The organism is Ornithinibacillus californiensis, from assembly GCF_001038485.1.
In the GTDB taxonomy this organism is placed as follows: domain Bacteria; phylum Bacillota; class Bacilli; order Bacillales; family Amphibacillaceae; genus Ornithinibacillus; species Ornithinibacillus californiensis.
Genome location: NZ_LDUE01000060.1, coordinates 57,872 through 83,430, shown reverse-complemented (window position 1 = coordinate 83,430; position 25,559 = coordinate 57,872). Strand labels below are relative to the sequence as shown.

General features: G+C 38.0%; 29 protein-coding genes. 9 read left to right on the top strand and 20 right to left on the bottom strand.

Annotated elements, in window-relative coordinates; translation table 11 throughout:
• The first annotated feature begins 40 nt into the window (after positions 1-40).
• Complete coding sequence (locus TE34_RS15420; protein ID WP_047985710.1) at positions 41-1,855, top strand: LysM peptidoglycan-binding domain-containing protein; 1,815 nt, start codon at positions 41-43, stop codon at positions 1,853-1,855.
• Positions 1,856-2,300: 445 nt separating this feature from the next.
• A complete protein-coding gene (locus TE34_RS15410; protein WP_236687172.1) occupies positions 2,301-3,989 on the top strand; it encodes a methyl-accepting chemotaxis protein in 1,689 nt (562 codons plus the stop codon).
• Between the two features lie 79 nt (positions 3,990-4,068).
• Here the strand turns inward: TE34_RS15410 and pstB are convergent, their stop codons facing one another.
• The 4 genes from pstB to TE34_RS15390 all read right to left on the bottom strand — a co-directional run bounded on the left by pstB (position 4,069) and on the right by TE34_RS15390 (position 7,884).
• On the bottom strand, positions 4,069-4,872 hold the full coding sequence (gene pstB / locus TE34_RS15405; protein ID WP_236687176.1) for a phosphate ABC transporter ATP-binding protein PstB: 804 nt from the start codon (positions 4,870-4,872) through the stop codon (positions 4,069-4,071).
• Positions 4,873-4,924: 52 nt separating this feature from the next.
• On the bottom strand, positions 4,925-5,809 hold the full coding sequence (gene pstA, locus TE34_RS15400; protein WP_047985707.1) for a phosphate ABC transporter permease PstA: 885 nt from the start codon (positions 5,807-5,809) through the stop codon (positions 4,925-4,927).
• Position 5,810: 1 nt separating this feature from the next.
• A complete protein-coding gene (gene pstC / locus TE34_RS15395) occupies positions 5,811-6,767 on the bottom strand; it encodes a phosphate ABC transporter permease subunit PstC (RefSeq protein WP_047985706.1) in 957 nt (318 codons plus the stop codon).
• A gap of 112 nt (positions 6,768-6,879) precedes the next feature.
• A complete protein-coding gene (locus tag TE34_RS15390) occupies positions 6,880-7,884 on the bottom strand; it encodes a PstS family phosphate ABC transporter substrate-binding protein (RefSeq protein WP_047985705.1) in 1,005 nt (334 codons plus the stop codon).
• A 247-nt stretch (positions 7,885-8,131) separates the two neighbouring features.
• On the opposite strand from TE34_RS15390, the gene TE34_RS15385 reads away from it, so the two are divergent.
• Complete coding sequence (locus tag TE34_RS15385; RefSeq protein ID WP_047985704.1) at positions 8,132-8,689, top strand: YpjP family protein; 558 nt, start codon at positions 8,132-8,134, stop codon at positions 8,687-8,689.
• A 33-nt stretch (positions 8,690-8,722) separates the two neighbouring features.
• Here TE34_RS15385 and TE34_RS15380 read toward each other — a convergent pair whose 3' ends face one another.
• Together TE34_RS15380 and TE34_RS15375 are read right to left on the bottom strand one after the other, a co-directional pair.
• Complete coding sequence (locus tag TE34_RS15380; RefSeq protein ID WP_047985703.1) at positions 8,723-8,902, bottom strand: H-type small acid-soluble spore protein; 180 nt, start codon at positions 8,900-8,902, stop codon at positions 8,723-8,725.
• Positions 8,903-8,916: 14 nt separating this feature from the next.
• Complete coding sequence (locus TE34_RS15375; RefSeq protein ID WP_047985702.1) at positions 8,917-9,105, bottom strand: H-type small acid-soluble spore protein; 189 nt, start codon at positions 9,103-9,105, stop codon at positions 8,917-8,919.
• Positions 9,106-9,273: 168 nt separating this feature from the next.
• Here TE34_RS15375 and TE34_RS15370 point away from each other — a divergent pair, with 168 nt between their 5' ends.
• The gene (locus tag TE34_RS15370) at positions 9,274-9,750 is read left to right on the top strand and encodes a hypothetical protein (RefSeq protein ID WP_047985701.1); all 477 of its coding nucleotides are present in this window, start codon (positions 9,274-9,276) and stop codon (positions 9,748-9,750) included.
• Positions 9,751-9,883: 133 nt separating this feature from the next.
• Here TE34_RS15370 and TE34_RS15365 read toward each other — a convergent pair whose 3' ends face one another.
• The 3 genes from TE34_RS15365 to TE34_RS15355 form a co-directional block, all read right to left on the bottom strand.
• Entirely contained in the window at positions 9,884-11,026 is a 1,143-nt protein-coding gene (locus TE34_RS15365) for a glycosyltransferase family 4 protein (protein WP_047985700.1), read from the bottom strand.
• A gap of 23 nt (positions 11,027-11,049) precedes the next feature.
• Positions 11,050-11,571, bottom strand: a complete 522-nt coding sequence (locus TE34_RS15360; RefSeq protein WP_047985806.1) for a phosphatase PAP2 family protein — start codon at positions 11,569-11,571, stop codon at positions 11,050-11,052.
• A 244-nt stretch (positions 11,572-11,815) separates the two neighbouring features.
• Complete coding sequence (locus tag TE34_RS15355; protein ID WP_047985699.1) at positions 11,816-12,220, bottom strand: hypothetical protein; 405 nt, start codon at positions 12,218-12,220, stop codon at positions 11,816-11,818.
• A gap of 152 nt (positions 12,221-12,372) precedes the next feature.
• On the opposite strand from TE34_RS15355, the gene TE34_RS15350 reads away from it, so the two are divergent.
• From TE34_RS15350 to TE34_RS15335, 4 genes are all read left to right on the top strand, one after another.
• Positions 12,373-12,846: a GyrI-like domain-containing protein gene (locus tag TE34_RS15350; protein WP_047985698.1), complete on the top strand. Its 474-nt coding sequence runs from the start codon at positions 12,373-12,375 to the stop codon at positions 12,844-12,846.
• 178 nt (positions 12,847-13,024) lie between these two features.
• Positions 13,025-14,485, top strand: a complete 1,461-nt coding sequence (dacB, locus tag TE34_RS15345; protein ID WP_047985805.1) for a D-alanyl-D-alanine carboxypeptidase/D-alanyl-D-alanine endopeptidase — start codon at positions 13,025-13,027, stop codon at positions 14,483-14,485.
• Between the two features lie 237 nt (positions 14,486-14,722).
• A complete protein-coding gene (locus tag TE34_RS15340; RefSeq protein ID WP_047985697.1) occupies positions 14,723-15,277 on the top strand; it encodes an NADPH-dependent FMN reductase in 555 nt (184 codons plus the stop codon).
• A gap of 21 nt (positions 15,278-15,298) precedes the next feature.
• Positions 15,299-15,916, top strand: a complete 618-nt coding sequence (locus tag TE34_RS15335) for an NADPH-dependent FMN reductase (RefSeq protein ID WP_084710737.1) — start codon at positions 15,299-15,301, stop codon at positions 15,914-15,916.
• A 99-nt stretch (positions 15,917-16,015) separates the two neighbouring features.
• On the opposite strand, the gene TE34_RS15330 is transcribed toward TE34_RS15335, so the two are convergent.
• The 11 genes from TE34_RS15330 to TE34_RS15275 all read right to left on the bottom strand — a co-directional run bounded on the left by TE34_RS15330 (position 16,016) and on the right by TE34_RS15275 (position 24,525).
• Positions 16,016-16,138: a DUF4023 family protein gene (locus TE34_RS15330; protein ID WP_047985696.1), complete on the bottom strand. Its 123-nt coding sequence runs from the start codon at positions 16,136-16,138 to the stop codon at positions 16,016-16,018.
• Between the two features lie 101 nt (positions 16,139-16,239).
• Entirely contained in the window at positions 16,240-16,539 is a 300-nt protein-coding gene (locus TE34_RS15325; RefSeq protein ID WP_047985695.1) for a TFIIB-type zinc ribbon-containing protein, read from the bottom strand.
• Between the two features lies 1 nt (position 16,540).
• On the bottom strand, positions 16,541-17,788 hold the full coding sequence (locus TE34_RS15320) for a hemolysin family protein (protein ID WP_047985694.1): 1,248 nt from the start codon (positions 17,786-17,788) through the stop codon (positions 16,541-16,543).
• Between the two features lie 102 nt (positions 17,789-17,890).
• Positions 17,891-18,532: an alpha/beta hydrolase gene (locus tag TE34_RS15315; RefSeq protein WP_236687171.1), complete on the bottom strand. Its 642-nt coding sequence runs from the start codon at positions 18,530-18,532 to the stop codon at positions 17,891-17,893.
• 12 nt (positions 18,533-18,544) lie between these two features.
• Positions 18,545-19,711 carry a TraB/GumN family protein gene (locus TE34_RS15310; RefSeq protein ID WP_047985692.1) on the bottom strand — a complete coding sequence of 389 codons (1,167 nt, stop codon included), beginning with the start codon at positions 19,709-19,711 and terminating at the stop codon, positions 18,545-18,547.
• A gap of 129 nt (positions 19,712-19,840) precedes the next feature.
• Positions 19,841-20,257, bottom strand: coding sequence for a Spx/MgsR family RNA polymerase-binding regulatory protein (locus TE34_RS15305; RefSeq protein ID WP_047985691.1), 417 nt, complete (start codon positions 20,255-20,257; stop codon positions 19,841-19,843).
• 38 nt (positions 20,258-20,295) lie between these two features.
• Positions 20,296-20,583: a hypothetical protein gene (locus TE34_RS15300; protein ID WP_047985690.1), complete on the bottom strand. Its 288-nt coding sequence runs from the start codon at positions 20,581-20,583 to the stop codon at positions 20,296-20,298.
• 23 nt (positions 20,584-20,606) lie between these two features.
• Positions 20,607-21,032 carry a DUF5392 family protein gene (locus tag TE34_RS15295; protein WP_047985689.1) on the bottom strand — a complete coding sequence of 142 codons (426 nt, stop codon included), beginning with the start codon at positions 21,030-21,032 and terminating at the stop codon, positions 20,607-20,609.
• Between the two features lie 17 nt (positions 21,033-21,049).
• Positions 21,050-21,733: a zinc metallopeptidase gene (locus TE34_RS15290; protein ID WP_047985688.1), complete on the bottom strand. Its 684-nt coding sequence runs from the start codon at positions 21,731-21,733 to the stop codon at positions 21,050-21,052.
• A 760-nt stretch (positions 21,734-22,493) separates the two neighbouring features.
• A complete protein-coding gene (locus TE34_RS15280) occupies positions 22,494-23,858 on the bottom strand; it encodes a sensor histidine kinase (RefSeq protein ID WP_047985686.1) in 1,365 nt (454 codons plus the stop codon).
• Positions 23,851-24,525: a response regulator transcription factor gene (locus TE34_RS15275; RefSeq protein WP_047985685.1), complete on the bottom strand. Its 675-nt coding sequence runs from the start codon at positions 24,523-24,525 to the stop codon at positions 23,851-23,853. The genes TE34_RS15280 and TE34_RS15275 overlap by 8 nt, the downstream gene beginning before the upstream one ends.
• A gap of 146 nt (positions 24,526-24,671) precedes the next feature.
• Between TE34_RS15275 and TE34_RS15270 the strand changes: the two genes are divergently transcribed.
• A complete protein-coding gene (locus TE34_RS15270) occupies positions 24,672-25,421 on the top strand; it encodes a CAP domain-containing protein (protein ID WP_047985684.1) in 750 nt (249 codons plus the stop codon).
• Positions 25,422-25,559: the final 138 nt, after the last annotated feature.

Below are 25,559 nucleotides of genomic sequence, written 5' to 3'. Positions count from 1 at the left end.
TGAATATCCTAATTAATAACTAATCTATTGGAGTGATTCTATGCAAATCTTCTACACCGTTCAGTCAGGAGATACACTAAGTGATATTGCAAATCGTTGGGGAATTTCTATCCATTCCTTAATTCAAATGAACAACCTGCCAAACCCTGATTTTCTGTTTGTTGGCCAACAGCTTTCCATGCCACCCGGGATATTCCGCTACCGTGTTAAACCTGGGGACACCCTATTCAACATCGCGTCACAGTACAAAGTTCCTTTCTCCGTAATTATAGAAGCAAACAACCTGCAAGCCCCGTATACCATATTTCCGGGACAGCTATTAGAAGTTCCTCCTGGCTCTCCCTACTATGTGGTTCAACCAGGGGATACCCTGTATAACATTGGATTACGCTATAATGTTACGACTGCTGGTAGAGTAAACGTCCAATTAATTCAATCGGCTAATGGATTATCATCTTCTATGATCTATCCGGGTATGAGGCTGACTATTCCGTTTGCCCCATTAGGGGAGGATGGGATTATTGCTTATACTGTTGGAAGAGCAGACGGTTTTGATATTTGGCTTTATGATGTTGCTAACGGGAATACCCACAAACTCACTAATGGTTTAGGTGAGTCCTTTTCTGTACCGTATTGGTCGCCAAATGGGGAGAGGATTTCGTTTGTAGGAAGACATAACGTCATCTTCGTTGTTACGATAAGTACAGGTGAAGTAGCGCGGATTGATCAGCTACCCGAAGGACTTGGGGCATATCTTGATTGGTCACCTGATAGTAAGAAACTCGTGTATGCGAAAGGAAACACGATTACGCTTTATGATGTTTCAACTCATAGAAGCCAGGTGATTAATCAAGCTGGCGCAACTGATGTCCAGTGGTTCCCCAATGGAAACCAATTACTTTTCCAAGCTATTGACGAGAACGGCCTAAGCCAACTTTATCGCATTCGTACAAATGGTACCGGCAAGATGCAAATTACCAATAATACCGGAGGAAGATTCAATCATGTAAGACTGTCACCAAATGGACGCTATGTGCTCTATACGTCACCAGGTGCAAGTATCTCTATTATCTATATCATTGACCTTGTAGATGGCATTACACGTGAAGTTGAAGGTGGACCTTTAGCGAAAAACTACTTCCCTACTTGGAATTCAAACTCTCAGGTAATAGCATTTAGTGCAACCGTCTTGGAAGAGTTAGGGTATTTTTCTCTCGTATCTATTGTAAATAACCAAGGGATGGATCAACGAACACTAGCAATCTCTAATTGCTTTTCAACCCCCGTTGATTGGTCACCTGATGGTTCCAAGCTAGTCTATTTATCTGGTTGCTCCACTGACTCCCCTGCAAGTGAGCTTTGGGTAATCGATGTAGAACGCCTAACACTTCGCCAATTACTAACTCAACCAAACATCATGTCTGTTCAATGGGCACCAATGACTAAACCAAGCCAATCAGCTACTTATCGTAACACGAATTACCGCATCCAATTTCAATATCCAGCTCACTGGGAACAAATGACGCCAGAGAGATATGAAGGTGTGGATGGATTTTTCCAAATCTCAGCCATATCTTCACCAGCAGCAATTCATGTTGTTTGTCAGAATGAAGCATTTCACCAACTGATGCCATATGGTTCTAACCCAACAATCACTTCAACAACAATCCAAAACCAAGAAGCCTGTTATATCTATCCATCTGCAGACCAAGCCCCAGAAATGAACAACCAAGCAGCTTTAATTATTCGCTACCCCGCACCAGTAATGATAGAAGGCAGTTTATATCAATTTTTTATTCTGTGGGCAGATCAGGAACATATAGATAGAATTGGCTCTTCTATTAAATTTTTATAAGTCTATAGGGGGAAATATCTAACTGATAGGCCTTTTAATTCTTATAAATCAACATTAGCCTTTGAAATATACAGTGACTCCATGGATCCAGTTTATAATGAGTAGTTGCTGTGTCTCCGATGCTTCTCTCAGACATTTTCTGATAATTTTTATTCAAAGATGTTCGTGAGAAGCCTTCTCTCAGACACTTCCAGCGATTTTTTATCAAAATTGTCCGTGAGAACGCTTCTCTCAGACATTTCTAACGATTTTTTATCAAAATTGTCCGTGAGAGCGCTTCTCTCGGACATTTCCCACGGTTTTTTCTCTAAAATGTCCGTGAGAGCACTTCTCTCAGACATTTCCTACTCCAAAAGAACTACAATCTTCACACTAACTTAACAGTAACTTTACATTCGATTGGTATAATTTACTATATTGATTATGCTAGTGTGGGGGTTAGAACTTGAGCACCAAGAAAAAGAAGAATACTAGAGAAGGAATGAACCTTCGTAATAGATTATTATTTATTTTTATTAGTTTACTAGCCGGATCCGTTATCGCAGTTGGGATTAGTGCTTATACCATTGCCAGAGATACAACCATGGAGTCCATTGAAAATAGACTTTATAGTGAAGCAGACTTAACGAGTGATATAGCTGATAATCTAAAGTTTATGTATGTTAGCGATGAGGCCTATTTTAAGCAACAGCTAGAAATCCATGTTCGCTCCCAAAAGGAAAAGCTAGCGAATGATGGGATGACATCGGACTACTTTTACATCACGGAAAATGAAGTCAATCCTTTTCAAACGAGTCTGGACACCTTGCCCGAGCTTCCCGAAGCACTTGTAACGGAAATTCAAGAAAAGCAATCTGGCGTCATTCACCACCTTGTTAACGATGAAGATTATACGTTAAGCTTTACAACAATGGACGAGCTTAATGGAATCTATGTGGTGATGGTACCAACTTCATCCTACATGGGTAGTATTACGAAAATGGCTTCTGTCATGATTAGTATTATCGTAGTAAGTATTGTGATTGCCACAATAGCTGTTTTAATTTTTGTTCGTGGAATCACGAAGCCACTGAGCCTACTTCGAGAAAAGATGAGAAATGTTAGGAACGGAAATTTACAAGAGGACCATATTACGATACATACAAGCATACCGGAAATTTCCTCGTTAAATAAAAGTTATCTTGCCATGGTTAATCACATGCGTTCGATGTTACATCAAATTAAGGATACTACCATCAACCTAGAGCAAACTGGTCATGAGCTACAACAATCTTCAGAAGGTACACTCGCTTCTAGTCAAGATTTAATTGAAGCCATTCATACTGTTAAGTTAGGGGCAGAACAGACAGCAAGCAGTTCGGAAGGTAGCTCTGAGGCGTTTCGAGACATGAAGATTAAAATCGAAGAAATGATTGGTAGGATGGAAGAAATATTTGCTAGCGCTGAAGATATGACTAACTCCGCTAAGCGTGGCGAAACGAGTACGGCTGATTTAATTCATACCGTGCATACGTTTAAACAGGAATTTGAGCACCTTACGAAAACCATTCAACATGTACAATCGTATTCTAATGCAATAAATGAACTCGTCGGACTCATACAAGGAATTGCTGAACAAACAAAGCTTCTGTCTTTAAATGCATCGATTGAAGCTGCGCGTGCGGGAGATGCCGGAAAAGGATTTGCTGTCGTTGCAAACGAGGTTGGTAAGCTAGCAGAGCAATCATCCAGTGCTGCCGTTCAGATTACGGAGTCGATTTCCAATATGGAGAAGGTCACTCAAACCGCAACCGATGAATTTGATCAAATGCTAACGAAAACAAAAAGTACTTTAGCCAAGTCGAACGAAGCAAAATTATCCATTGATGAAATGATGCAGATAATATTCGAAGTTAGCACCGAGCTACAAGGCGTTCAAGGGGAATTAAAAGAATTAAAATATTTACTACCTCCATTAGAACAAGAAACGGTTGGATTCCTATCGGTTTCTCAAGAAACGTTAGCTAGTGCCGAAGAAATGTTAGCTAGCAGTGAAGGACAAATCAAACAAATGGAACACACCCATGGGGTCGGGTTAAAACTTACAGGTATATCCCAATCCCTTTCGGAAAGTACAAAGCAATTTGATATTTAAACAAACAAAAAGACTGGCAACCAGAGCCAGTCTTTTTTCTATATTCATCAAAGGGGGAAGATGAAATTCAATTATAGTATTACCCAAAACGACCAGAAATATAATCTTCCGTGCGATTATCTGTCGGTTTTGTAAAAATAGTATCTGTTACATCAAACTCTACTACTTCTCCATTTAAGAAGAATGCCGTACGATCAGAGATACGAGCAGCTTGTTGCATATTATGCGTAACGATAATAATGGAGTAATCCTTTTTCAACTCCTGAACGAGGTCTTCAATCTTAAGCGTTGATTTAGGATCAAGTGCTGAAGTAGGTTCATCCATTAAGATAACATCTGGTTCAATGGCTAACGTACGTGCAATACAAAGACGTTGCTGCTGACCACCAGATAGACCGTACGCATTTTCCTTTAAGCGGTCCTTTACTTCATCCCAAATATAAGCTCCACGAAGACTTTTCTCAACGATTTCATCGAGGATCTTTTTATTACGGATTCCATGAATTCTTGGACCATAAGCAATGTTATCATAAATCGATTTAGGGAATGGATTTGGCTTTTGGAATACCATTCCTACATGTGTTCTTAGTTCCTCTACTTTGGAGGATTTATCTAGAATACTTTTACCTTTATACGTAATCTCACCAGTCGTACGAACAGTTGGGACTAGTTCCACCATACGATTTAATGTCTTCAAGTAGGTAGACTTCCCACAACCAGACGGTCCGATAATGGCCGTTACTTCTTTTTCATTAATAGTAAGATTAATATCCTTTAATGCATGTGTTTCTCCATACCAAAGATTCAAATCCTTTGTATCAAAAACGACATTGCTATTTGATTGTACTGCAGATACGATATCGGTATTTCCATTGTTTACCATACTTATATTCTCCTTAACTGTTAAAAGACTCAAGAATAAGTCCTCCTTCGTTTTAAAAACGTTGTTGGAATTTATTTCGAATAAAGATCGCTGCTGAATTTAAGACAAACAATAAGAGCAGTAATACAACGATTGTTGCTGCAGCAAGATTTGCATACTCTGCTACTAGAGATGAATCCAGTGTCCAGTAATAAATTTGCATTGGTAGTGCCGTAAATTTATCAAAGATACCTTCTGGGAACGGTATGATTAGTGCTGGAATTCCAATTACAGTAAGTGGTGCTGTTTCACCAATCGCACGGGAAAGGGCTAAGATTGCACCGGTTAAGATACCAGGTAATGCTGCAGGTAAAATAACATTTTTAATTGTTTGCCATTTCGTTGCACCCATTCCATAGGATGCTTCACTTAAGAATCCAGGAACCGCTCGAATTGCTTCTTGGGCTGCAACAATGACGATCGGTAAAATTAACAGCGATAAAGTTAACCCGCCGGCTAATATAATGTTTCCCATTTCCATCGCGCGAACAAAAATAGTTAGACCTAGAATTCCATAAACGATGGAAGGTACACCTGCTAGGTTTGAAATATTGGTTTGGATAATCGCTTGGAATCGTCCTTTTTTCGCATATAATTCGAGATAGATTGCAGTACCAATTCCTAGAATTAATGTAACTGGTGCCACTACGAGCATCATCCAAAACGTCCCTAAAATAGCTCCCATAATCCCTGCGCGTTCCGCAGCAGTAGATAATTTACCAGTTAAAAAGTTCCAATCAATCCAACCAACACTATCTACGACAACTCGATAGATTAAAATAGCTAATACAATAAGTCCAAACAATGTTGCCATGAAGAATAGTGATTTTAACAGGTTGTTTTTCGCAATTCTTGTTCCCATTCGCTTGGAAACTTGCTCTGCATCAATATATTTCATTTTAGTATTCCTCCCTAAACTTACGAGAGACATATCTTGCAAGTAAATTCATTAATAGTGTAAAAACAAATAGTGTCATCGCTACGGCATAAAGGCTATAGTAGATTGTTGTTCCAGCAGCTGCTTCCCCACCAGAGACCTCAACGATATAAGCTGTCATCGTCTGCATGGATTGCGTAATATCAAACGTAAAGTTTTTAGAACTACCACTTGCGATTGTTACAATCATCGTTTCACCGATGGCACGGGAAATACCAAGTACAAAAGAAGCAATAATACCAGATAGAGCTGCAGGCATAACCACTTTAAATGTCGTTTCTAATCTAGTAGCCCCTAAACCTAACGCACCATCTCGAATGGAATTCGGCACAGATGACATGGCATCCTCTGAAAGGGAAGCAATCATCGGAATAATCATGATCCCCATCACAATACCTGGGCTTAAAATATTCGTCGCTTCCACATCCGGCCAAATCGAACGAATTACTGGTGTAACAAAAGTGAAAGCAAAGAATCCATAAACGATGGTAGGAATCCCTGCAAGAATTTCCAGCATTGGCTTTAACACTTTTCTCACGCGATCAGAAGCATATTCGCTTAAATAGATCGCAGCCATAAGACCAATCGGTCCAGCTACTAGCATGGCAATCAGAGAAGAGATAATCGTCCCATTTATAAGTGGTAACACACCAAATTCAGGATTTTGACTCATCGGCTTTAAGACGGTTCCGGTAAAGAAATCCCATATGGGAACACGTTTAAAAAATTCAATGGTTTCGGACAGTAATGTCATGACTATTCCAACCGTTGTTAAAACGGTAATAATAGCAAATAGGAAAAGCATTATCGGAACAATCTTTTCCACTACTTGCGAGAAGCTCTTCGACTGTTTGTTTTTCTCTATCATCTGCTTAACATCTATTTCATGATCACGTTCAAGCTTACTATTTGCTGCCATAATACGCAGCTCTCCTTCCAAATCTAAAAGTCACAATAAGATGAGAGCATACTAGAGCCCTCATCTTATGATATTCTGGTGTGAAAAATTTCTATGTTAGTCTACTATTCAATTAGTTCAGTGCTTTTAGTTCATCAACTAGCGCTTGTGCTTCTTCTTCAGGAATTGGAGCAAATCCAGTTTCACCAGCTAGTCTGTTGTTGTTTTCCATGACATAGATTGCATAGTCAAGTACTTGTGGTTTTTCTTTTGCATTGTTCACATTCAAGTAAGTGAATACTGGACGAGTGAATCCTGCATAATCTCCATCTTCTGCAATTGTATCAAGAGATGGTGTAACTGCACCTTCACCAAAGTCAATTGCTACTGCATTAAGGCTATCTTTGTTGCTATCATAGTAACCAAAACCGAAGAAACCAATTGCATTCACATCCTCAGAAACAAGTGTTACAAGTGTTGCGTATTCTTGTTGAAGGTTGATATCACCAACTAGATCTTGTTCTTCCATAATTGTTTCATAGAAGAATTCATATGTTCCATGGTTTTCGTTTGGACCATAAGTTTGAATTTTTTCATTTGGCCAGTCAGCGTTAACATCAGACCAGTTTACATATTCACCATTAAAAATTGAAATAACTTGTTCAGGTGTTAATTCAGTTGCGAAGTCGTTATCTGGGTGAGTTACAATTGTTAACCCATCAAGAGCAACTTTCATTTCTAATACTTCGATACCCAATTCATCAGCTTTTGCTTGTTCTTCATCTTTAATGTAGCGTGATGCATCGTTAAAGTCTGTACCATTTTCTTGTAAGAACTTTTCAAAACCTGCAGAAGTCCCTGCACGGCTTACTGTAACCGATACGCCTTCTTGTTCGTTAAGCATATATTCTTCAGCAATTCTAGACATTAATGGATATACAGTTCCAGATCCGTCGATTGCAACTTCACCTTCTAATTCTTCAGAAGCTTCACTGTCACTTCCGTTTTCTTTGCTTTCTGAAGTGTTATCGGAACCGTTATCTCCCGAGTTGTTTTCTTCTTCGCTATCCCCACAAGCAACAAGCATTACCGCTAGTGCTGCTACGAATAGTAACATAAACATTTTTTTGAATTTCATCTAAATTGTCCTCCCCAAGTGCAATTTATGTTTTTTAAGGGTTATCCCCTCTCACAATTCCAAGTATAAGAGACGAATATTAAGTAGATATGTTGTCAATGTAAAGGGTTTGTAAATTTCTATTTGCTATCAATAGATTAAATTTTGAGACTTTTTTCCCATTTATGAACTTCTCACCTTTAATTCAGTAGACAGCTTTTTAAAAATCGTGATAAACTCTATAGTAAGATAGAAAAGGGGAATCATTATGAACCTGTGGATGAGAAAAATAGCCGTAGCATTAATCGCTATATTGACGTTTGGTTTATATACGCCTACTTATTTAATCGCAGATGAAGAAAACAATGAGGTCGTTTCTCCGAAAGAGAATGACACCCGTGATCTCGCGGTTGAATTTCGTTCCGATGACGAAACAGTTGGGATTAGCTCTCTAACAGAAAAAGCAAGAGAACAGAGTCTTGCAAAGTTTGGTCCGAGGATTTCTGAAAAAGTGGAAGATGAATTTAATCAAGTTATCTTACCGAATATCGAACAAGCACTAGAATCTATTCTAGTAAATGAAGAAGTAACTTATATTTCTATTACCGAACAGCCGTCTAAGGGCTTTGGAGAACGTATTTTCAATGTATATAACGAATTAACAAATGAAGATATTGCGAAGTTTCATGTGAGACGTGACAATCGCCCATTAGAGGGATATTGGTTTAACTTCCACTATCATTTAAAAGAAGACAATTTCGAAGCACATCATACATTAGGTGAGATTTATTGGGATAAAAACACCCCACCGAAATGGATGTCATAATGAACAATAATAAAACCTCCAACTGGAGGTTTTTTATATTTGCTCATAAAGATTCGTTAATTGCACATCAATTTCATTTTGCGGTTCATCAATTGGAAAAATCCTTGCCGTATTATTATCATTTACCTGTTGTATATACACTTGCTTCCCGTTATAGGTTACATGTTTCATATCTGGTGATTGTGCGATTTCCTCCGCTCTCATTCGATGCATTATTCCGCCTCCATCTATAGTGATATTGGACCAGTTTCATTTAATCCTTCTAAATCGACCACTTGTTCATGATTTATACCATCTAGCGGAAATACCTTTGCTGTCTGCCCATTAACTTCCTGTATATACACTGGAATACCTCGATAATGAACGTTTATAAATACATCCGCATTAATTATTTTCTCTGCTTGTTGTAAATCCATGCATCCTCTCTCCTTCTAATTATCTCTTCACAAGCTTATTTTTAGCAACTACGAATCGGTTATACGAGGTGAATAAGGGATGAATTGATACATATTTCCATTTAATTAGTATCGGATAAACCTCTCTCTTCATATATTGGAATGATTAAGATAGGAAGGGAGAACCTAATGACACATAATTGGATAAAAAGTATAGGATTATTGCTACTTCTGACAATACTTGCAGCTTGTTCAGCGAGTGATAATACATCAAGTGATTTTGACCATCCGTCCGAGGAGGTTGCATTTAATTACTATGATAACTTACAAAACGATAACTTCGAGGATGCACTGAATTTACTTAGTCCTGGATATTTGGATTATATCGGGTTTACCGAGCGTGACTTTATTAATACCTTTAAGGATCGCCAGACACTAGACGGCTGGAAAATTACAAAGGTCGAAGTGAGATCATCCGATAAAGTAACGGATGATGTAGAAGTGGCTCCACAACTAGCCCGTCTATTAACACAGGAGGAGAATTATCTTGTTATTCTTGATTTAGAAATTGAAAACCAAGGTGAAGTAACCGGTGTTGTGGATCATATGCTTATTGCTAAAGATGCAGAGGGGGAATGGAAAATATTTGGGATTATATCCTATTAAAAGCTGGGAGAAAAGTAATTCTATCAAGGTTAAATCCGAACATTATTATTAGTGCACATAACCCGCCCCGGAAATATGTTGGTTATTCGTATTTATATTCCTTTGATCTAGTTATTTCCCAGCCTCTATCCACCTACGCCATTACTTCTACTTGCTCATGCGCTAGTGAATCTTCATACTTAAGTATGAGTGTATCAAAGATGCTATCCCAGGATTGGGTCAAGGCATAATCCCTACCGTTTTGCCCCATTTCTTTCCGCTCCGTTTCATTTACTAATAAAGCGTCAATAGCCTTTGCAAAAGCTTCACTATTATTTCGTTCACACAGTATACCCGTTTCTTGATGTTGGATAATCGTTCGAACCCCTCCAGCATCTGCGCAAACAGCAGGTGTTCCACTGGCAAGGGATTCTAATACAACATTACCAAATGTTTCTGTCGGTGAAGGAAATACAAAGACATCCGCAGTAGCGTAGACATGGGCTAACTCCTGACCTGAGAGAAAACCAGTAAATGTCATATTTTCTGATGCCTGTCTTCTTAATTCTTCTCGATTAGGACCATCTCCAACAACTAACCAATGTACGTTATCCTTAATATTTTCTGGTAGTTTTTCGTGAATCGCAGGTAACAACATGACATCCTTCTCCGGAGCAATTCGACCAACATATAACAGAATGTACTTCTCTTTTATACGGTATTTTTCTCGAATCTCATCTTTATTCATATTCGGGTGGAACGTTGTACAATCAATCCCCCTTGACCAAATATCCAGATTCATAAACCCGCGCTTTTGTAAATGTTCCATCGTGTCTATGGAGGGAACAAAAATTTTACGCATTGGACGATGAAACCAACGCATATAGCGCCAGAGAACTTTCGTTAAAAATTGAAGATCATAATATTCCAGGTATTTATCAAAATCTGTATGATAAGAACCTACTAGCGGAATATTTAGCTTTTTGGCGTAATGCAATCCACATAAGCCCACATTAAAAGGCGTTGCAACATGAATGATATCTGGTTGAAACTGTAACAGTTCCTCTCTAACTTGATGCATATTGGGTAGAGCAAGCCTACATTCAGGATACAAGAAGAAAGGAAGACTTTTAAATCGATGAATATCACTGGAATAAAGACTTTGACTTGAACTTTTTGGGGCAAACACTTTATAGTCAAAACCTTGATCATCCAAGTAATCGGTAAAGCGTTTCAAAGTCTTTGCTACGCCATTCACATCTGGTGCAAACGTATCGGTAAAAATAGCAATTCTCATCCTACACCCCTCCACATTCATGATTAGTAAACAAATCCGCCAGATAAAAGGTGGATACAGATAATCCCAGTGCTTGAACCAAGCAAACTCCCAACCAGAACATCAGAAGGATAGTGAAGCCCTAAATATACTCGTAAAATAGCAACCATTATTCCGATTGGTAATAAAACAATAAACAAAATAGGATACATAAGAATAAAAGGAGTAACAACTGAAAAGATTGCTGTTGTATGTCCGGATGGAAAGGAGCAGTCTGTTAAAGGATTATCCATCACTTGGCTGCTTTCGAGGACTAAGTACGGTCTTTTACGTGGATACATTTTTTTCACAAGCGCAACAGGAAGATGACTAACAGTAAGAGAAATCGCACTTGCAATTGCCGTTACCTGAAACGTACCTTTAGTAATCATTATTAATAACAATACAATTGATATAGTAGCCGCAGCTCCTCCGAGGTGGGTAATAGAACGAAAGAAAGCATTTAGTCGTTTGTGGTCATAGAATTGATTAATATAATGAAAGAATTTGCAATCTAGGACGTACATCTGATAAAAATATTTCACCACGAATATCCACCTCCACTAAACTTAATAGGTAAAGTAAATTAATACGGCAAATAGAGATACACAAACTTTGATAAGAAATTTCATTCTCCCACCTCCACTTGAAAGGTTTCATTACCATAAGTGTAATGGAGAAAGATTAAGCCTTCACTAATTGGATGTGAATTTTCTGTAAATTTATCCAATAAAAAAACTAGCCAGTTTTTTACCGGCTAGTTTTATAACCTTATTCTGTACTTGAAAATGTTTCTTTTACCACAATTGTTGGGGTAATTCTTACTTTCTTTTGATCCTTAAAATCCTCTTCCTCTACAAGTCCTAATTTCAGGGCTGATTCTAGCTTTTCCGTATCAGGAGTTTTCGTTTCAATAATAAACTCGCTTAAGTTGAGATCCTCTAGTCGTTTTATCGTTCCTTGTTCATCATAACTGACAGCAGTCCGTATTTGTCGTTGCAACTTATAATGCCCACGTTGGATTTCACCTTTCTCATTTTTTCCAAAGGAAGCGTCTAAGACTTCGTGAAACTTTTTCTTTAGTTCCTCCATTTCCTTTTTTATTTCTTTCGTCTGTTTATTCAAATCGAAGTATCGTTTAATTTCTTCTTCCGTTAACACTAGTACTTCCTCCATACGATAACCCCCTAATTTTTTCCTTTATTCATTTCTATGAACGAGGGGAACATATCATTCCTAAAAATGGACAAGCAGTTCGACGAAAAGGACGCATATTTATAAACCTCACTGAATATGAATGGTGGATAAAAATATGGAGGTGCGTCAATTTGGGACCAAAGATAATAAGAAAGAAATCGTTTCAACTTATTGGATATCACCTTCCGACTAATTTGAATGCGGAGGAGGAAAGAAGGGCGATTCAGCATACCGTCACCCGGCTAAAAACGATTTCGAAAAAGATACCAAACAAAGTACGGGATGATGTGTTAGTTGTTCATATTTATCCAATGATGGAGCAATTTAACCCGTTTAAAAATAAGGAAAATCTAATTATCGGGTTTGAAGTTCAACATGCCAATAGTGCGCTCGATGATACCGGTCTTTACACGATTGAAGAAAATATGTATGTTAATTGTAAGCACAATGGCTCGAAAAAGGATCTTTATAAAACCTATGACTTTCTATATAATAGCTGGCTGCATGAGAATCGTTGTATCCCTCTAGGATATGATATGGAAGTTTGGAACGAGGAAAGTGAATCTGACGTAGACATTTGTATTGCTATTAACAAGATTTCTTAAATTTATTTCGTAGTTTAAACCTTTTCTTCTATTGGAAATACTAGCAAAGTGCATACTTTCGACCTAGGATAAGCTGTAAGACTTTTTCATATATTTGTAAAAAATGGATAAAGGAGTGGGGGAATTGAACACAGCTAGCATTTGGAAGAGAGGGCTACTTGCTTTCTTATTAATTTTTATGATAACCGTTCCATTTATCGCGCAAAATCAGGCACCTTCCGTCAATGCATCAAACGAAACGACCGAGGAAACATCACTGGCTGATAAACTGAATCAAATCCTAAGTAACAATGTATTAGACGGAACGACAACAGGAGTTAGCATACGAAACGCTGATTCTGGAGAACTGTTATTTTCTTATTATGGCGATCATCGTTTACACCCTGCATCGAATATGAAAATAATAACTTCGGTTGCAGCACTGGAGAAACTTGGTGCAGACTACCGCTTTTCAACTGAAGTATTAACGGACGGCTTAATGGGAGGGGAAGTTTTACAAGGGAACCTCTACTTAAAAGGTAAGGGAGATCCAACTTTACTAAAGGAAGACTTGGACCAATTTGCCGCTGATTTAAAAGCAAAGGGAATAACGAATATTCACGGAAACTTAATTGGTGACGATACTTGGTACGATGATGTTCGCCTCTCCCAAGACTTAAACTGGTCTGATGAACCATTTTATACAGGCGCTCAAGTATCTGCACTTACCCTTTCACCAAATAAGGACTATGATGCAGGCACGGTAATTGTCGAAGTTTTCCCTGCTGAAGAAGTAGGTGGAAGCCCCATTGTTAAACTCACACCACATACGGACTATGTCAACATTATCAATAAAGCAAAAACCGTGAGTTCTGATCATAGCAGAGCCATTTCTATTGAAAGAGAGCATGGCTCCAATAATATCGTCATAGAAGGAGTCATTCCTGCCGAAGGTTCCAATGCAAGGTCCTGGGTATCCATTTGGGAACCAACAGGATATGCGGTTGATGTATTTAAGAAGTCATTAGAAGAACAAGGAATCAAGTTCGTTGGGAACGCTAAAACAAAAGTTGGCGTGACACCAGTAGACGCAACCGTGTTAACTGCGAAGGAATCCATGCCATTAGAAGACTTGCTCATTCCATTTATGAAGCTAAGTAATAATGGTCACGGCGAAACCCTCACAAAGGAAATGGGAAAAGTAGTGCATGATGAGGGCTCATGGGATAAAGGTTTAGATGTAATGGAAGACGTCGTTACGGAGTTTGGTATGAATGGCGACACCATTCTGCTTCGCGACGGATCTGGCATGTCCCATAAAAATATGATTCCTGCAAACGAACTATCTCAGTTGCTTTTTGAAGTTCAAGACGAAGAATGGTATCCAGCATTTGAACGCTCCCTACCTGTTGCAGGCCATTCCGAGCGACTTATAGGTGGCACATTACGATACCGAATGGCGGATGGACCAGCAGCACATAATGTAAAAGCTAAAACCGGTTCCTTAACTGGTGTATCCTCTTTATCTGGGTATGTTACATCAAAAGACGGTCAAAAGATCGTGTTTTCTATCGTGATAAATAACGCATTAGGATCCTCAAGTAAACTAAGAGCAATTGAAGATGCAATCGCAACAGAATTAGCAAATTACGAATTTTAATTTAAAGCTACATAGTACCGGTTGAACTCCGGAATATGTAGCTTTTTCTAATTCCTATAATTACTTTTTATAACCGAATAATAAAATGAAATTATTATAGTTGCATTAGTTTAAAAGTCGTGTTAAGATTAGTAATGTTGAATTCAAATATATTGAATTAAAGATAAATGAATTCGTAAAATTCCGATTTCATCTTTAGTTCAGCCCATAAAAACAACTCAGAGGAGGAAATTTATTATGTTAAGAATTGGTATTGTACAAGGTAGTGTTCGTGAAGGACGTAACGGTGCAGCTGTTGCTGACTGGACGTTAAATTTCGCTAACAACCGTAATGATGAAGGTGTTGAGTATGAGCTAGTTGATCTAGCTGATTACGATCTAGCATTCCTAGGTTCTAAAGCTTCACAAACTGAGGAAGCTCAGGCTGCTGCTAAAGCTTGGTCTGAAAAAATGGCTTCATTTGACGGATATGTATTCATTACACCTGAATATAACCACGCTATTGGTGGTGCATTGAAAAATGCTCTTGATTACTTAAATCCTGAACTAAATAATAAAGCAGCAGGTTTTGTTGGTTACGGTAGCTTAGGTGGTACTCGTGCACATGAAAACCTTCGTTTAATCTTAGGTGAACTTCAAGTTGCTGACGTCCGTACTGCTGTTACTTTCTCACTAATGGCTGACTTTGAAAACTTCTCAGTATTCAAACCAGCTGATTACCATGCTGATAATGCTAACGGTATGTTAGATCAAGTTATCGCATGGAGCCGTGTACTAAAAACTGTTCGATAAAAGAATTGAGGTTAATAAATAATGGGATTTTTAAATAAATTATTTGGAAAATCAAATAAGAAAGAGGTAGAAACTGTGGCTGAAACATTAAGAGTTGCTATTGTACAAGGTAGTGTTCGTGAAGGTCGTAATGGTACTGCTGTTGCTAACTGGACACTAAACTTCGCAAAAAACCGTAATGATGAAAATGTTGAATATGAACTAGTTGACCTTGCTAACTACGAATTAGCTTTATTAGGTTCTAAAGCTTCTCAAACAGAAGAAGCTGGAGCTGCTGCTAAAGCTTGGTCTGAAAAAATGGCTTCTTTTGATGCATATGTATTTGTAACACCTGAATATAACCATGCTGCTGGTGGCGCATTGAAGAATGCTCTTGACTACTTAAATCCAGAACTAAACAATAAGGCTGCTGGATTTGTTGGATATGGTAGCTTAGGTGGAACTCGTGCACATGAAAACCTTCGTTTAATCTTAGGTGAACTTCAAGTTGCTGACGTTCGTACTGCTCTAACATTCTCTCTAATGTCTGATTTTGAGAACATGAGCGAATTCAAGCCTGCTGATTTCCATAAAGACAATGCGAATGGAATGCTAGACCAAGTTATTTCTTGGGGTAGAGCATTTAAATCATTACGCTAATTTCTATAAGATAACGAAAGAGTTAGGACTGCTTATTGCGGTCCTAACTCTTTTTCTAGTTGGTAAAGGTGGCTTTGTTTAATAGTCTGTGAATACCTCTTATGTGTGACGATTGCTAGGTAGACGTTTTTTGCGGTTAGCACCACTTTGTCTTCTTTTATTTTGTTCATCTTTCCTCTTGCGCTCATTAAACTTTGCTACAAAGGTAGACGTATCTTCCACATACATTCCTCCTTATACGATTATTAGTTTATTTTTTCCATAATAAGAAAAACTATACAAAAAATGTAAAAAGCCCTTGTATACACAAGAGCTTTCCACACTTAAAAAATATCTTCAAATAGGTCAAACATGGTTTTCTTCTTCTTTTTCTTATAGCCGTAGTATTTTGGGTCTTTGTTCTTGTAGTAATCCTCTTTGTACGTTGGTTGTTCTCTGTATTTGCGTTCATAGGAATCAAATGTTTCTTCGTAGTATTTACGGTCTTCTTTCAGTCCCGCAGTAATTTTTTCTAATTCTCCACGGTCTAACCAGACACCTTTACAATTCGGGCAAATATCAATTAACACGTCATCCTTTTGTACTTCTCGCATTCTTACACCATCACATACTGGACAGTTCATGCTATCCCTCCCTTACTTCGGCTAAGTCTTCCTTGACTATTTGAATTTGTTTTAACGTTCTTCCATCAACTTCCAGAATTTTAAACATTAGGTTTTCATGTTCTAATATGTCACCTTGTTTTGGAAATTGATCAAATTCGGTTAATAGGAAACCGGAGAGGACATCTTCTTCCTCTGGTATATCCGTATCAAAAATCGAATTCAAACGGTGAAGCGTAATTTTACCATCACAGATAATCTCTGTATCGGTTAGTTTTTCCACTAGCTTTTCACTTTCTAAATCCATCTCATCTTCAATTTCTAGACCAATCATGGCCTCTATAATATCTTCATGGGTTAGGATACCTTCCGTACCACCATACTCATCCAATACAATAGCCAAGTGCTTTCGGTCTCTCGTCATCTGACGGAAAACCATCTCAATTGAATGAAATTCAAAGAAGACCATTGGATCTAAATCGCAATATTCTTCTAGTCTTTTTTCTGGTTCGATTGACCAGGTTAATAAATATTTCGAATGGAAAACCCCAATTATATTATCAATCTCGTCTTCATAGACAGGATACCTTGTATATTGATTTTGAATAACGATATCACGAACTTCCTCATACGTAGCATCATGTGGAACAGCAACGATATCCATGCGAGGTGTTTTCATTACATCTTTTACATTTAAATCTTGGAAGTCGAGCACACCTTTGATACGGAACGATTCTTCTTGCCTAAATGTCCCTTCTGTACCTGCTATATCAACCATCGTTCGCAGATCTTCTTTCGAGACAGAAATATTCTCATCATCTTCCTTTGATAGGACCCTGATGATAAGGCCTGTTAATCCATTTAACATAAGTGTTAATGGCTTGAAAATAATAGTAAAAAATCGAATTACTGGGTATACAATATACGAAATCCTATCCGGGAATGCTGCTGCTACGGATTTCGGTACTACTTCTGAAAAGATTATGATGGTCACAGTTAATACTGCAGAACCAGCAGCAACACTAAATCCATACTCATATGCCAGCATCGTCACAAGCGTAGGTAATAAGATGTTGGCAATGTTATTCCCTATCAAGATAGAAGTAATGAATTCACTTGGCTTTGAAACCAAGTCCAATAATTTTTCTGATTTTTTATCATTATTATTCGCTTTTGTTTGTAACTTCATCTTATTCGCTGCTGTTAGAGCAGTTTCACTTCCTGAAAAGAAAAATGATACAAACAATAATATGATGATCGCAATGATCACTAGATAGTTCCCCCTTAAAATTTACAAAGCCTCTATAGTAAATGGTTACTTAAATTTAAAATAAAATAGAACAAAGATTATAGGTATTTATAGCCTAAGTAATCAAATGTTTTTTTCTAACCATTTTCGAAAATCTATATAATTCTCCTGTGAAACCTGGTGTCCAACAGGGTAAGCATGAAATTCAACTGGCGCTCCTAATTGCCGGAAAAACGCTTGCGCCTCTTGTCCCCAATCGAATGGAAGAACTGGATCCATTTCTCCATGTGAAATAAATAGGGAAAGAGCACCGATATCCTGATTTTTATATTCTTCTTTTACAAAGTCAGGAATATAACCACTTAATGCAGCAATTCCTTTTATCCGATTGCCTAGTGTTAATCCAACACTCATGGATAGAATTGCTCCCTGGCTAAATCCCATTAGGAATAATCGAGAGGCATCAATAGGATGTTGCTTAGACATCTCATCAATTAACTGGATGACTCCCTGAACCGCATTATCAAATACATTTCGATGTGGTTTCCCAAATCCTTCTATAGTAAAAAATGCGTATCCTGGTGGTTGCCCGATGGGTCCGCGGATACTAAAAATAAAAGCAGAATTAGCTAAATCATGGACTAATGGAAGTAAATCCTCCTCATTACTCCCCATCCCATGCATGATAAATATTGCTGGATAGGTTTTATTTGATTCCACTTTTTCTGGTTTCAGAAGCTTATAATACAATGGTGAATCCAACACATCATCATCCTTTTACAAATTTTCTAGGAAGAGCCGAACAACATCCGCTCCACCAACAAAGGTTCCAATAGAGCTCCCGATATTAGCAAAAATAACAACTAATAGCACTCTGGTTACCTTATTATTCCAAAAACCTTTTAGTGAATGAACATCATCCGATAAATTTTCAAAGTCTCTTACATTTGGTCTGTGAAAATAAGCTTGAACAAAACCTGCAAACCAACCCGCTGCCAGGAATGGTTCTAGCGACGTTATCGGTGCCGCAATAAATGCAGTTAAGACAGCAAGTGGATGCCCAAAGGCTATAAGTGTACCAATAGCGGACAGACTTCCATTCCATAGTATCCAACTAATAATCTGAGCTACCCCAGCTTCTGCATTAGTCATAAACGTAAGAACGATCAACGTTAAAATTAGGATTGGGATGGTCCATCCAATTATTTTGGGAAGCTTCGATTTAGGTGGGAGCTGTGATAACTTCTCAAGATTATGATCTGTCTTAATTTGCTCTTTAATCCCCGGAACATGTGCAGCACCGAGTACTGCCACGATCTTCTTCCCTGGTGCTTCCTTAATCTTTTGAGCCAGATATTGATCACGCTCATCAATTAGAGGTTTTTTCAACTTAGGAAAGCTCTCGGTGAACTCTTCAAGCATCGAATCAATCATATCCTGCGATTTCATTTTCTCAAGTTCTTCTTCAGAAATGGTTTCTTTCGTAAATATACTCGCGATAACCTGTGTTAAAAGCATCAATTTTCCTTTTAATCCAATACCACGCCATATCCGAGAAAATGTTGTTTGTATATTACGGTCCGCTAATACAAGACTAGCATCTATCTCTTTGGCCGATTCAATTCCTTGAATCATTTCTTGGCCAGGATTGATCCCAAACTGACTAGCCATCCGCTTTTGAAATGAGGAAATTGCAAGGTTCATCAGTAGTAGTGTTGCTTTTCTTTCCTTAATTACTTTAAATATATCTGTTTCCTTCCATTTATTCCCATCCGTTATGGATTTATACCGTCCTTCGTCTAACTCCACACAGACAGAATCTGGTTGTTCTTCTTCAATTACTTGTTTTACTTGTTCAGCGCTGTTCTTAGATACATGTGCTGTACCGATTAAAATGATTTCTTTTCCATCTATCTCTAAACGCGATATATTCTCTTCCGACATAGAGTACCTTCCTTTATATATCTATATAATTCTAATAATAAACTAGTTTGGAATAAATTTGAATGATTTTGCTAGATGGATAGAAAAAACGCACCTTCCTCGATAGAAGGTGACGTTTTTTGCTCCGTTTTATTTAACGATTTCTGTCATTGGAAGGTAATTCATTCTCCATTGTAGCCATTGTCTCTCGCGTGTTTTTCTTGGTAAGAACTGTCTTATATCATCTATATGAAAGCCGACTTGAAGTCGCTTCTCATCTAACATAATTGGGCTTCTTAATAGTCGTGGGTGGTTATGGATTAACTCGAGTAATCCTTGCAACGGAAGTGAGTCTATATCTACATCAAGCTCTTTATAAATCTTGGAGCGAGTAGAGATGATTTCTTCCGTCCCTTCCACGGTTCTACTTAGAATTTGTTGTAATTCAGGAACGGTTAATGGCTCTTTTAAAATATTCCGTTCGATATATTCAATATTATTTTTTCGAAACCATTCTTTTGCTTTTCTTGTTGATGAACATGCTGCACCATAAATCATTACAGTCATTTTCATTCCCCATTTCTACTATATTTGAAAACATTTCATTACTTTTCTGTGTTTTGCTTAAAAGTTTCAATAAAATGTGTTGGAGAAGATTTCACCGAATAGGAATAAACACCACGTATTGTATGTAGGTAAAGAAGTCCCGCTCCTTCACCACCTATTTTGCGGTAGGAAATATCCATTACTTCTTTGATCGGAAATTCCCGATGTTTACTAGTGATCTTATCGGTATACAACTTAAGGGTCCGTCTATGCTCCACATCTACTTGTGTGATCCGATCTACCTTTCGTTCTACCTTAAAATACTCCTGCTCTGCCAGTAAGTCCACGAAATCCCTCCAAGTTTGAAAGATTAATCTAACAAACGATTCTCTTCTTCTAAAAACTTAATAAAGTGATTCATCGCAAAGGCAGGCTGTTGTTTTACTTCTCGGATATATCGTTCCTTCTGCGTTTCATCAACAACATTACTTCTTGAAATACGTTTTACAATAAATTCCTCGCTCACCTTGAGAATTTCTTTACGCTGATGTTTTGCTTCTTTTGATAGGGCTAAACCAAAAGCTCCCATAATGGCATAAAGAACAAGCGCAACTGCCGTTCTAGTCTCAGGCATGACGACAAGCATAAAGAACAGATTGATTAGTGAGAATATCGTTAGTGGGAAAGACCAAAATGAATACTTCGATACCTTTTTGATGAATGGTGAAATTGTTTCATTTAGTTTTTCCACTTCTTTTTTAATAAAACTTGGCATATCCGTCATGTGTAAATTCATAAATCTCACCCTTTTCGTTAGTTTTGTCTTTGTCTAAAAATCAATATATATTTAACAAGCTCCAAAACAGCAATTAATGTACTAGCTAAATAAGTTAATGCCGCTGCATTTAATACCTTTCCAACACCTTTTTCTTCCTCATTCGTAATCATTCCTAATTCGAGCAATGTTGTTCTTGCACGATTGGAGGCGTCAAATTCGACCGGTAAGGTTATCATTTGAAATAGTACAGCAGCTGAAAATAAGATGATTCCAATTCCAATTAGATTACTTTTATCTAGTAAAAATCCTGCAATTAATAGGAATGGTGCTAGTTGTGAGCCAATATTGGCAAAAGGAAATAACTTATGTCTAAGTACTAACATCGAATACTGATTTGCATGCTGTATCGCGTGGCCAACCTCATGTGCTGCAACCGCAAGTGATGCAATCGAATTCCCACGATAGACAGGCTCTGATAGTCGAATAACCCTCGCCGTCGGATCATAGTGATCTGACAAGGCACCTCTTCTCGAAAGCTCAATTCTTACATCGGAAAGTCCCTCACGATCTAGTATCTTTCTTGCGACTTCTAATCCGGTCATTCCAGACGAAGCTGTTACCTTGGAACCTTTTTTAAAATTCCCCTGCACTCTTGTTTGCGCCCACATTGCAAGCCCAAAGGCAATAAGAATTAGAAAATCCATTGGATGAAAAAACACGTTGTATCCCCCTAGGTCCTGATATTTCATCTTTACTACTACAGACTACGGATCTGTACAGTCATTTTATAAGGCTTGCCAACTGCAACCTAGATTTATACCAAAAAATGGTTCCATTATTATATACGAAATAACTTTGTGTTTAGTTGCACAATCATAGAAAAAAGTTTACATTTCGGATTGTATATTTAGTATAAAAAATGAATATGAACTGAATATGAACTGTGGAGCGTGAGAATAATTTTTTTTGGGATATTTTTTTGATTGATATTTAATTGTGAGGAATGGTGTAACTGGAGGCTGATTAAGTCGTGAAAGTGAATAGACCAGTACTCTCGGACAAAAACTCGGTTATTTTATGGGGATTGTCCGTAAGAACCTTCCTCTCGGACAAAATCCTATTTATTTTGTGCATATTGTCCGTGAGAACCTTCCTCTCAGACAAAATCCTATTTATTTTGTGCATATTGTCCGTGAGAACCTTCCTCTCAGACAAAATCTCGAATATTTTATGCTTACTGTCCATGAGAGCCCTTCTCTCGGACAAAATCCTGCTTATTTTATGCATACTGTCCGTGAGAACCTTCCTCTCGGACAAAATCCTGTTTATTTTGTACATACTGTCCGTAAGAACCTTCCTCTCGGAAAAATCCTGTTTATTTTGTGCAAACTGTCCGTGAGAGCCTTTCTCTCAGATAAAATAAACAAACAAAGGCAACATGCCACCACCTTCGCATGCTACCTCTGCCCAAAAACTAGTCTAACCCTGCTCAATCGGGATATTTACCGTAAAGATGGATCCCACCCCTTCTTCACTTTCCACATCGATTGAATATTTGTGTATCGTTAATATCTTTTTCACAATGGATAGTCCTAATCCATTGCCTTCTATGGAACGGTTACGGGAACGATCTACCTTATAGAAACGTGCAAATAAATTCGGTAGTTCTTCTTTTGGTATTCCAATGCCGAAATCTTTTACGCTAACTTTGATTTGACCTCCATCTATCTGGATGGCAATCTCAATAATTCTTTCTTGTTCGGTATATTTAATGGCGTTCGTAATTAAATTCAACCATACTTGTTCCATTAAATCCTTATCCGCATAAATTTCAACTGGTTCCAAATCTAGTTGGATTTCAATCTGTCTTTTACTCCATTGTGGTTCGGTTGTAAGCACAGAATTCCGTATTTGTTCATCCAATCGATAGGAGATTGGATGGTATGGGTGATGCTCGGAATCAAGGGATGCAATCCGTAATAAGTTATCACTAAGACGGGACATTCGTTCAATCTCTTGATAGATAATCGTTAAGTATTCTTTTTCATTCTCTTTAGGAACGACATCATCCATTATCGCTTTCGTAAACCCTTTGATTGAGGTAAGTGGTGATTGAATTTCATGAGACACGTTACTTACAAAATCAGCACGCATCGCATCAATTTTTTCTAGCTCTGCTGTCATATGGTTGAAGCTATCAATTAACTCGCCAACTTCATCTTGGTTTTTTCTATTTTGCTTCTCGACTCGTACAGAGAAATCGCCTTTCGCAATTTTGCGTGCAGCATTGGTTAATTTCCTAATTGGGTCTACTAAATACCTAGATGCTAAGAAGATCAGCAAACTTCCAACTAGTAATACTAATACTAACGAGATGAATATCCCTTGTTGCAAATCTTCAAATTCATCTTCATAATCAATCCTCGTTATCAGTGCATAACGTTCACCAGAAACTTGGATAGGTACCCCAACAATTCTGGCTGACGGATTGTGCCGGTCCACAATGACAACCGGATCATCAAACGAATGCCGTAAGATTTCTTCTACATCTTCTATTAAGATTGGAATGTTGTAATCCCCGTCTTTTTTATAGAATACATCTTTCCCATTGGTAATTAATACTTCAAACTCAATCTCATCAAAATCATCCATCAATCTCGGAATACTTTCGGGCCCCGTCATTTGGATAACTTCTGCTAGTCCCATGGATATAGCAGATAATTCTTCTTTAAAAATCACTTCTTGGTTTAACGAGTACGGCGTTAATACATAGGATAAGCAGATACTTATTATTACAACGCCAATAAACGTGCCAACAATCTTTAAATACAAACTCCTAACCATGGCTTGCCTCCAACCGATATCCTAGACCCCTCACGGTTGTAATTACAATTTCCTCGAAATTTTCTAGCTGTTCTCTTAATCGTTTAATATGTACATCAACCGTCCGCTCATCACCTTCGTAATCAAATCCCCATATCTTTTCAATAAGCTGATTCCGTGTGAAAATTTTTCCTGGAGAGCTGGCAAGCACAAATAACAGTTCACATTCTTTTCGTTTTAGCGAGACTGATTTTTCCCCCGATTCAACGACGAGCTTATCCTTATCGACCACAGTTGAGCCAATTTTTACCGTGTTATCAGCACGAATATTGTACCTTTTCAACAACGCCTCTACCCGTAGGATTAACTCCACTGGATCAAACGGTTTCACCAAGTAGTCATCTGTACCTGCACGAAATCCTTTTACTTTATCTTGTGATTCCCCTTTGGCAGTTACCATGAGAATAGGTATATCTAAAAAAGACCGGATATCTTCTGTTAGTTCATAGCCATCTATTTTCGGCATCATCACATCGACAACTGCTAAGTCAATAGGGTGCTTCCCAAGTAGTTCCAAAGCCTCTTCCCCATCTACTGCTTCAATGACCCCGTAATTACTATTCTCTAAATATAAACGCATTAACTTTCGAATATGTGCATCATCATCGACAACAAGAATGTTATTCATAGTTCACTTCCTCATTCTTTTCTAACTTCAGTTTAGCCTATGTACTTTTACTCGTAAATTGATTTGAAAAAAATTCCTTTATTATCATCAATATTTTCCCAGAGATGACTAATACTATGAGCAAACGATATGAAGGAGTGAAATATATGAAACGATTTTCCGTATTTTTTCTAGCCATCTTTATGGTCATCCTGCTTTCCGCTTGTAACACAGATAACGCTAATAACGGGGATGACACTAACAATAATAATGACAATATTTCTAGTATTAGTACTGGTGAGTCAAGCAACGATTATCCTCATACACAGCCAATTAAGACACAGGATGCCAAGTATGAATTCCGAGTAGAGACAAATAAAGGGAAAGATAATGCATTACCAAACGGAGAACAAGTACCAAATACAAACAATATTGGAGCTAGATCTCCAGAGCAACAAGCACCACAACAAAACCAGCAGCAAAAGCAACAACAACCAGCTCAACAAGCGCCACAGCAAAAACAAAACGAAAACTATGGCCTAAGTCAATTTGAGAGTGATGTCGTTACATTAACGAATAAAGAAAGACGCCAAGCTGGCTTGTCTGCATTACAAGTAGATACGACTCTAAGTCAGGTGGCTAGAGAAAAGTCTAATGACATGCAGGCAAAAAACTACTTCTCTCACACGAGCCCTACTTACGGGTCACCTTTTGATATGATGCGTGATTATGGCGTGACGTATCAGTCTGCAGGGGAAAATATTGCTAAAGGGCAAACTACCCCAGAAGAAGTAGTACAAGCTTGGATGAACAGTCAGGGTCACCGTGAAAATATTCTAAATGCGAATTTCACGCATATTGGCGTTGGCCATGAGCAAGGTGGTAACCACTGGACGCAAATGTTTATTAAGAAATAACGGATTAGGTGTCGTGAATCACGGCACCTTTTATTATTCTACTGTTAGTTGAACTCCCGGATTCAACTAATGGTTGATAGCTGAATCCTTATGCCTGTGCTATGATTTTTACGAACAGCGCGCACTGTTGAATACACT

Excerpts from the sequence above, each read along its gene's own strand:
- TE34_RS15420 (WP_047985710.1), top strand. The coding sequence starts at position 41 with ATGCAAATCTTCTACACCGTTCAGTCAGGAGATACACTAAGTGATATT.
- pstB (WP_236687176.1), bottom strand. The coding sequence starts at position 4,872 with ATGGTAAACAATGGAAATACCGATATCGTATCTGCAGTACAATCAAAT.
- pstA (WP_047985707.1), bottom strand. The coding sequence starts at position 5,809 with ATGAAATATATTGATGCAGAGCAAGTTTCCAAGCGAATGGGAACAAGA.
- pstC (WP_047985706.1), bottom strand. The coding sequence starts at position 6,767 with ATGGCAGCAAATAGTAAGCTTGAACGTGATCATGAAATAGATGTTAAG.
- TE34_RS15390 (WP_047985705.1), bottom strand. The coding sequence starts at position 7,884 with ATGAAATTCAAAAAAATGTTTATGTTACTATTCGTAGCAGCACTAGCG.
- TE34_RS15385 (WP_047985704.1), top strand. The coding sequence starts at position 8,132 with ATGAACCTGTGGATGAGAAAAATAGCCGTAGCATTAATCGCTATATTG.
- TE34_RS15380 (WP_047985703.1), bottom strand. The coding sequence starts at position 8,902 with ATGCATCGAATGAGAGCGGAGGAAATCGCACAATCACCAGATATGAAA.
- TE34_RS15375 (WP_047985702.1), bottom strand. The coding sequence starts at position 9,105 with ATGGATTTACAACAAGCAGAGAAAATAATTAATGCGGATGTATTTATA.
- TE34_RS15370 (WP_047985701.1), top strand. The coding sequence starts at position 9,274 with ATGACACATAATTGGATAAAAAGTATAGGATTATTGCTACTTCTGACA.
- TE34_RS15365 (WP_047985700.1), bottom strand. The coding sequence starts at position 11,026 with ATGAGAATTGCTATTTTTACCGATACGTTTGCACCAGATGTGAATGGC.
- TE34_RS15360 (WP_047985806.1), bottom strand. The coding sequence starts at position 11,571 with ATGTACGTCCTAGATTGCAAATTCTTTCATTATATTAATCAATTCTAT.
- TE34_RS15355 (WP_047985699.1), bottom strand. The coding sequence starts at position 12,220 with ATGGAGGAAGTACTAGTGTTAACGGAAGAAGAAATTAAACGATACTTC.
- dacB (WP_047985805.1), top strand. The coding sequence starts at position 13,025 with ATGATAACCGTTCCATTTATCGCGCAAAATCAGGCACCTTCCGTCAAT.
- TE34_RS15340 (WP_047985697.1), top strand. The coding sequence starts at position 14,723 with ATGTTAAGAATTGGTATTGTACAAGGTAGTGTTCGTGAAGGACGTAAC.
- TE34_RS15335 (WP_084710737.1), top strand. The coding sequence starts at position 15,299 with ATGGGATTTTTAAATAAATTATTTGGAAAATCAAATAAGAAAGAGGTA.
- TE34_RS15325 (WP_047985695.1), bottom strand. The coding sequence starts at position 16,539 with ATGAACTGTCCAGTATGTGATGGTGTAAGAATGCGAGAAGTACAAAAG.
- TE34_RS15310 (WP_047985692.1), bottom strand. The coding sequence starts at position 19,711 with ATGTCGGAAGAGAATATATCGCGTTTAGAGATAGATGGAAAAGAAATC.
- TE34_RS15305 (WP_047985691.1), bottom strand. The coding sequence starts at position 20,257 with ATGACTGTAATGATTTATGGTGCAGCATGTTCATCAACAAGAAAAGCA.
- TE34_RS15295 (WP_047985689.1), bottom strand. The coding sequence starts at position 21,032 with ATGAATTTACACATGACGGATATGCCAAGTTTTATTAAAAAAGAAGTG.
- TE34_RS15280 (WP_047985686.1), bottom strand. The coding sequence starts at position 23,858 with ATGGTTAGGAGTTTGTATTTAAAGATTGTTGGCACGTTTATTGGCGTT.
- TE34_RS15275 (WP_047985685.1), bottom strand. The coding sequence starts at position 24,525 with ATGAATAACATTCTTGTTGTCGATGATGATGCACATATTCGAAAGTTA.
- TE34_RS15270 (WP_047985684.1), top strand. The coding sequence starts at position 24,672 with ATGAAACGATTTTCCGTATTTTTTCTAGCCATCTTTATGGTCATCCTG.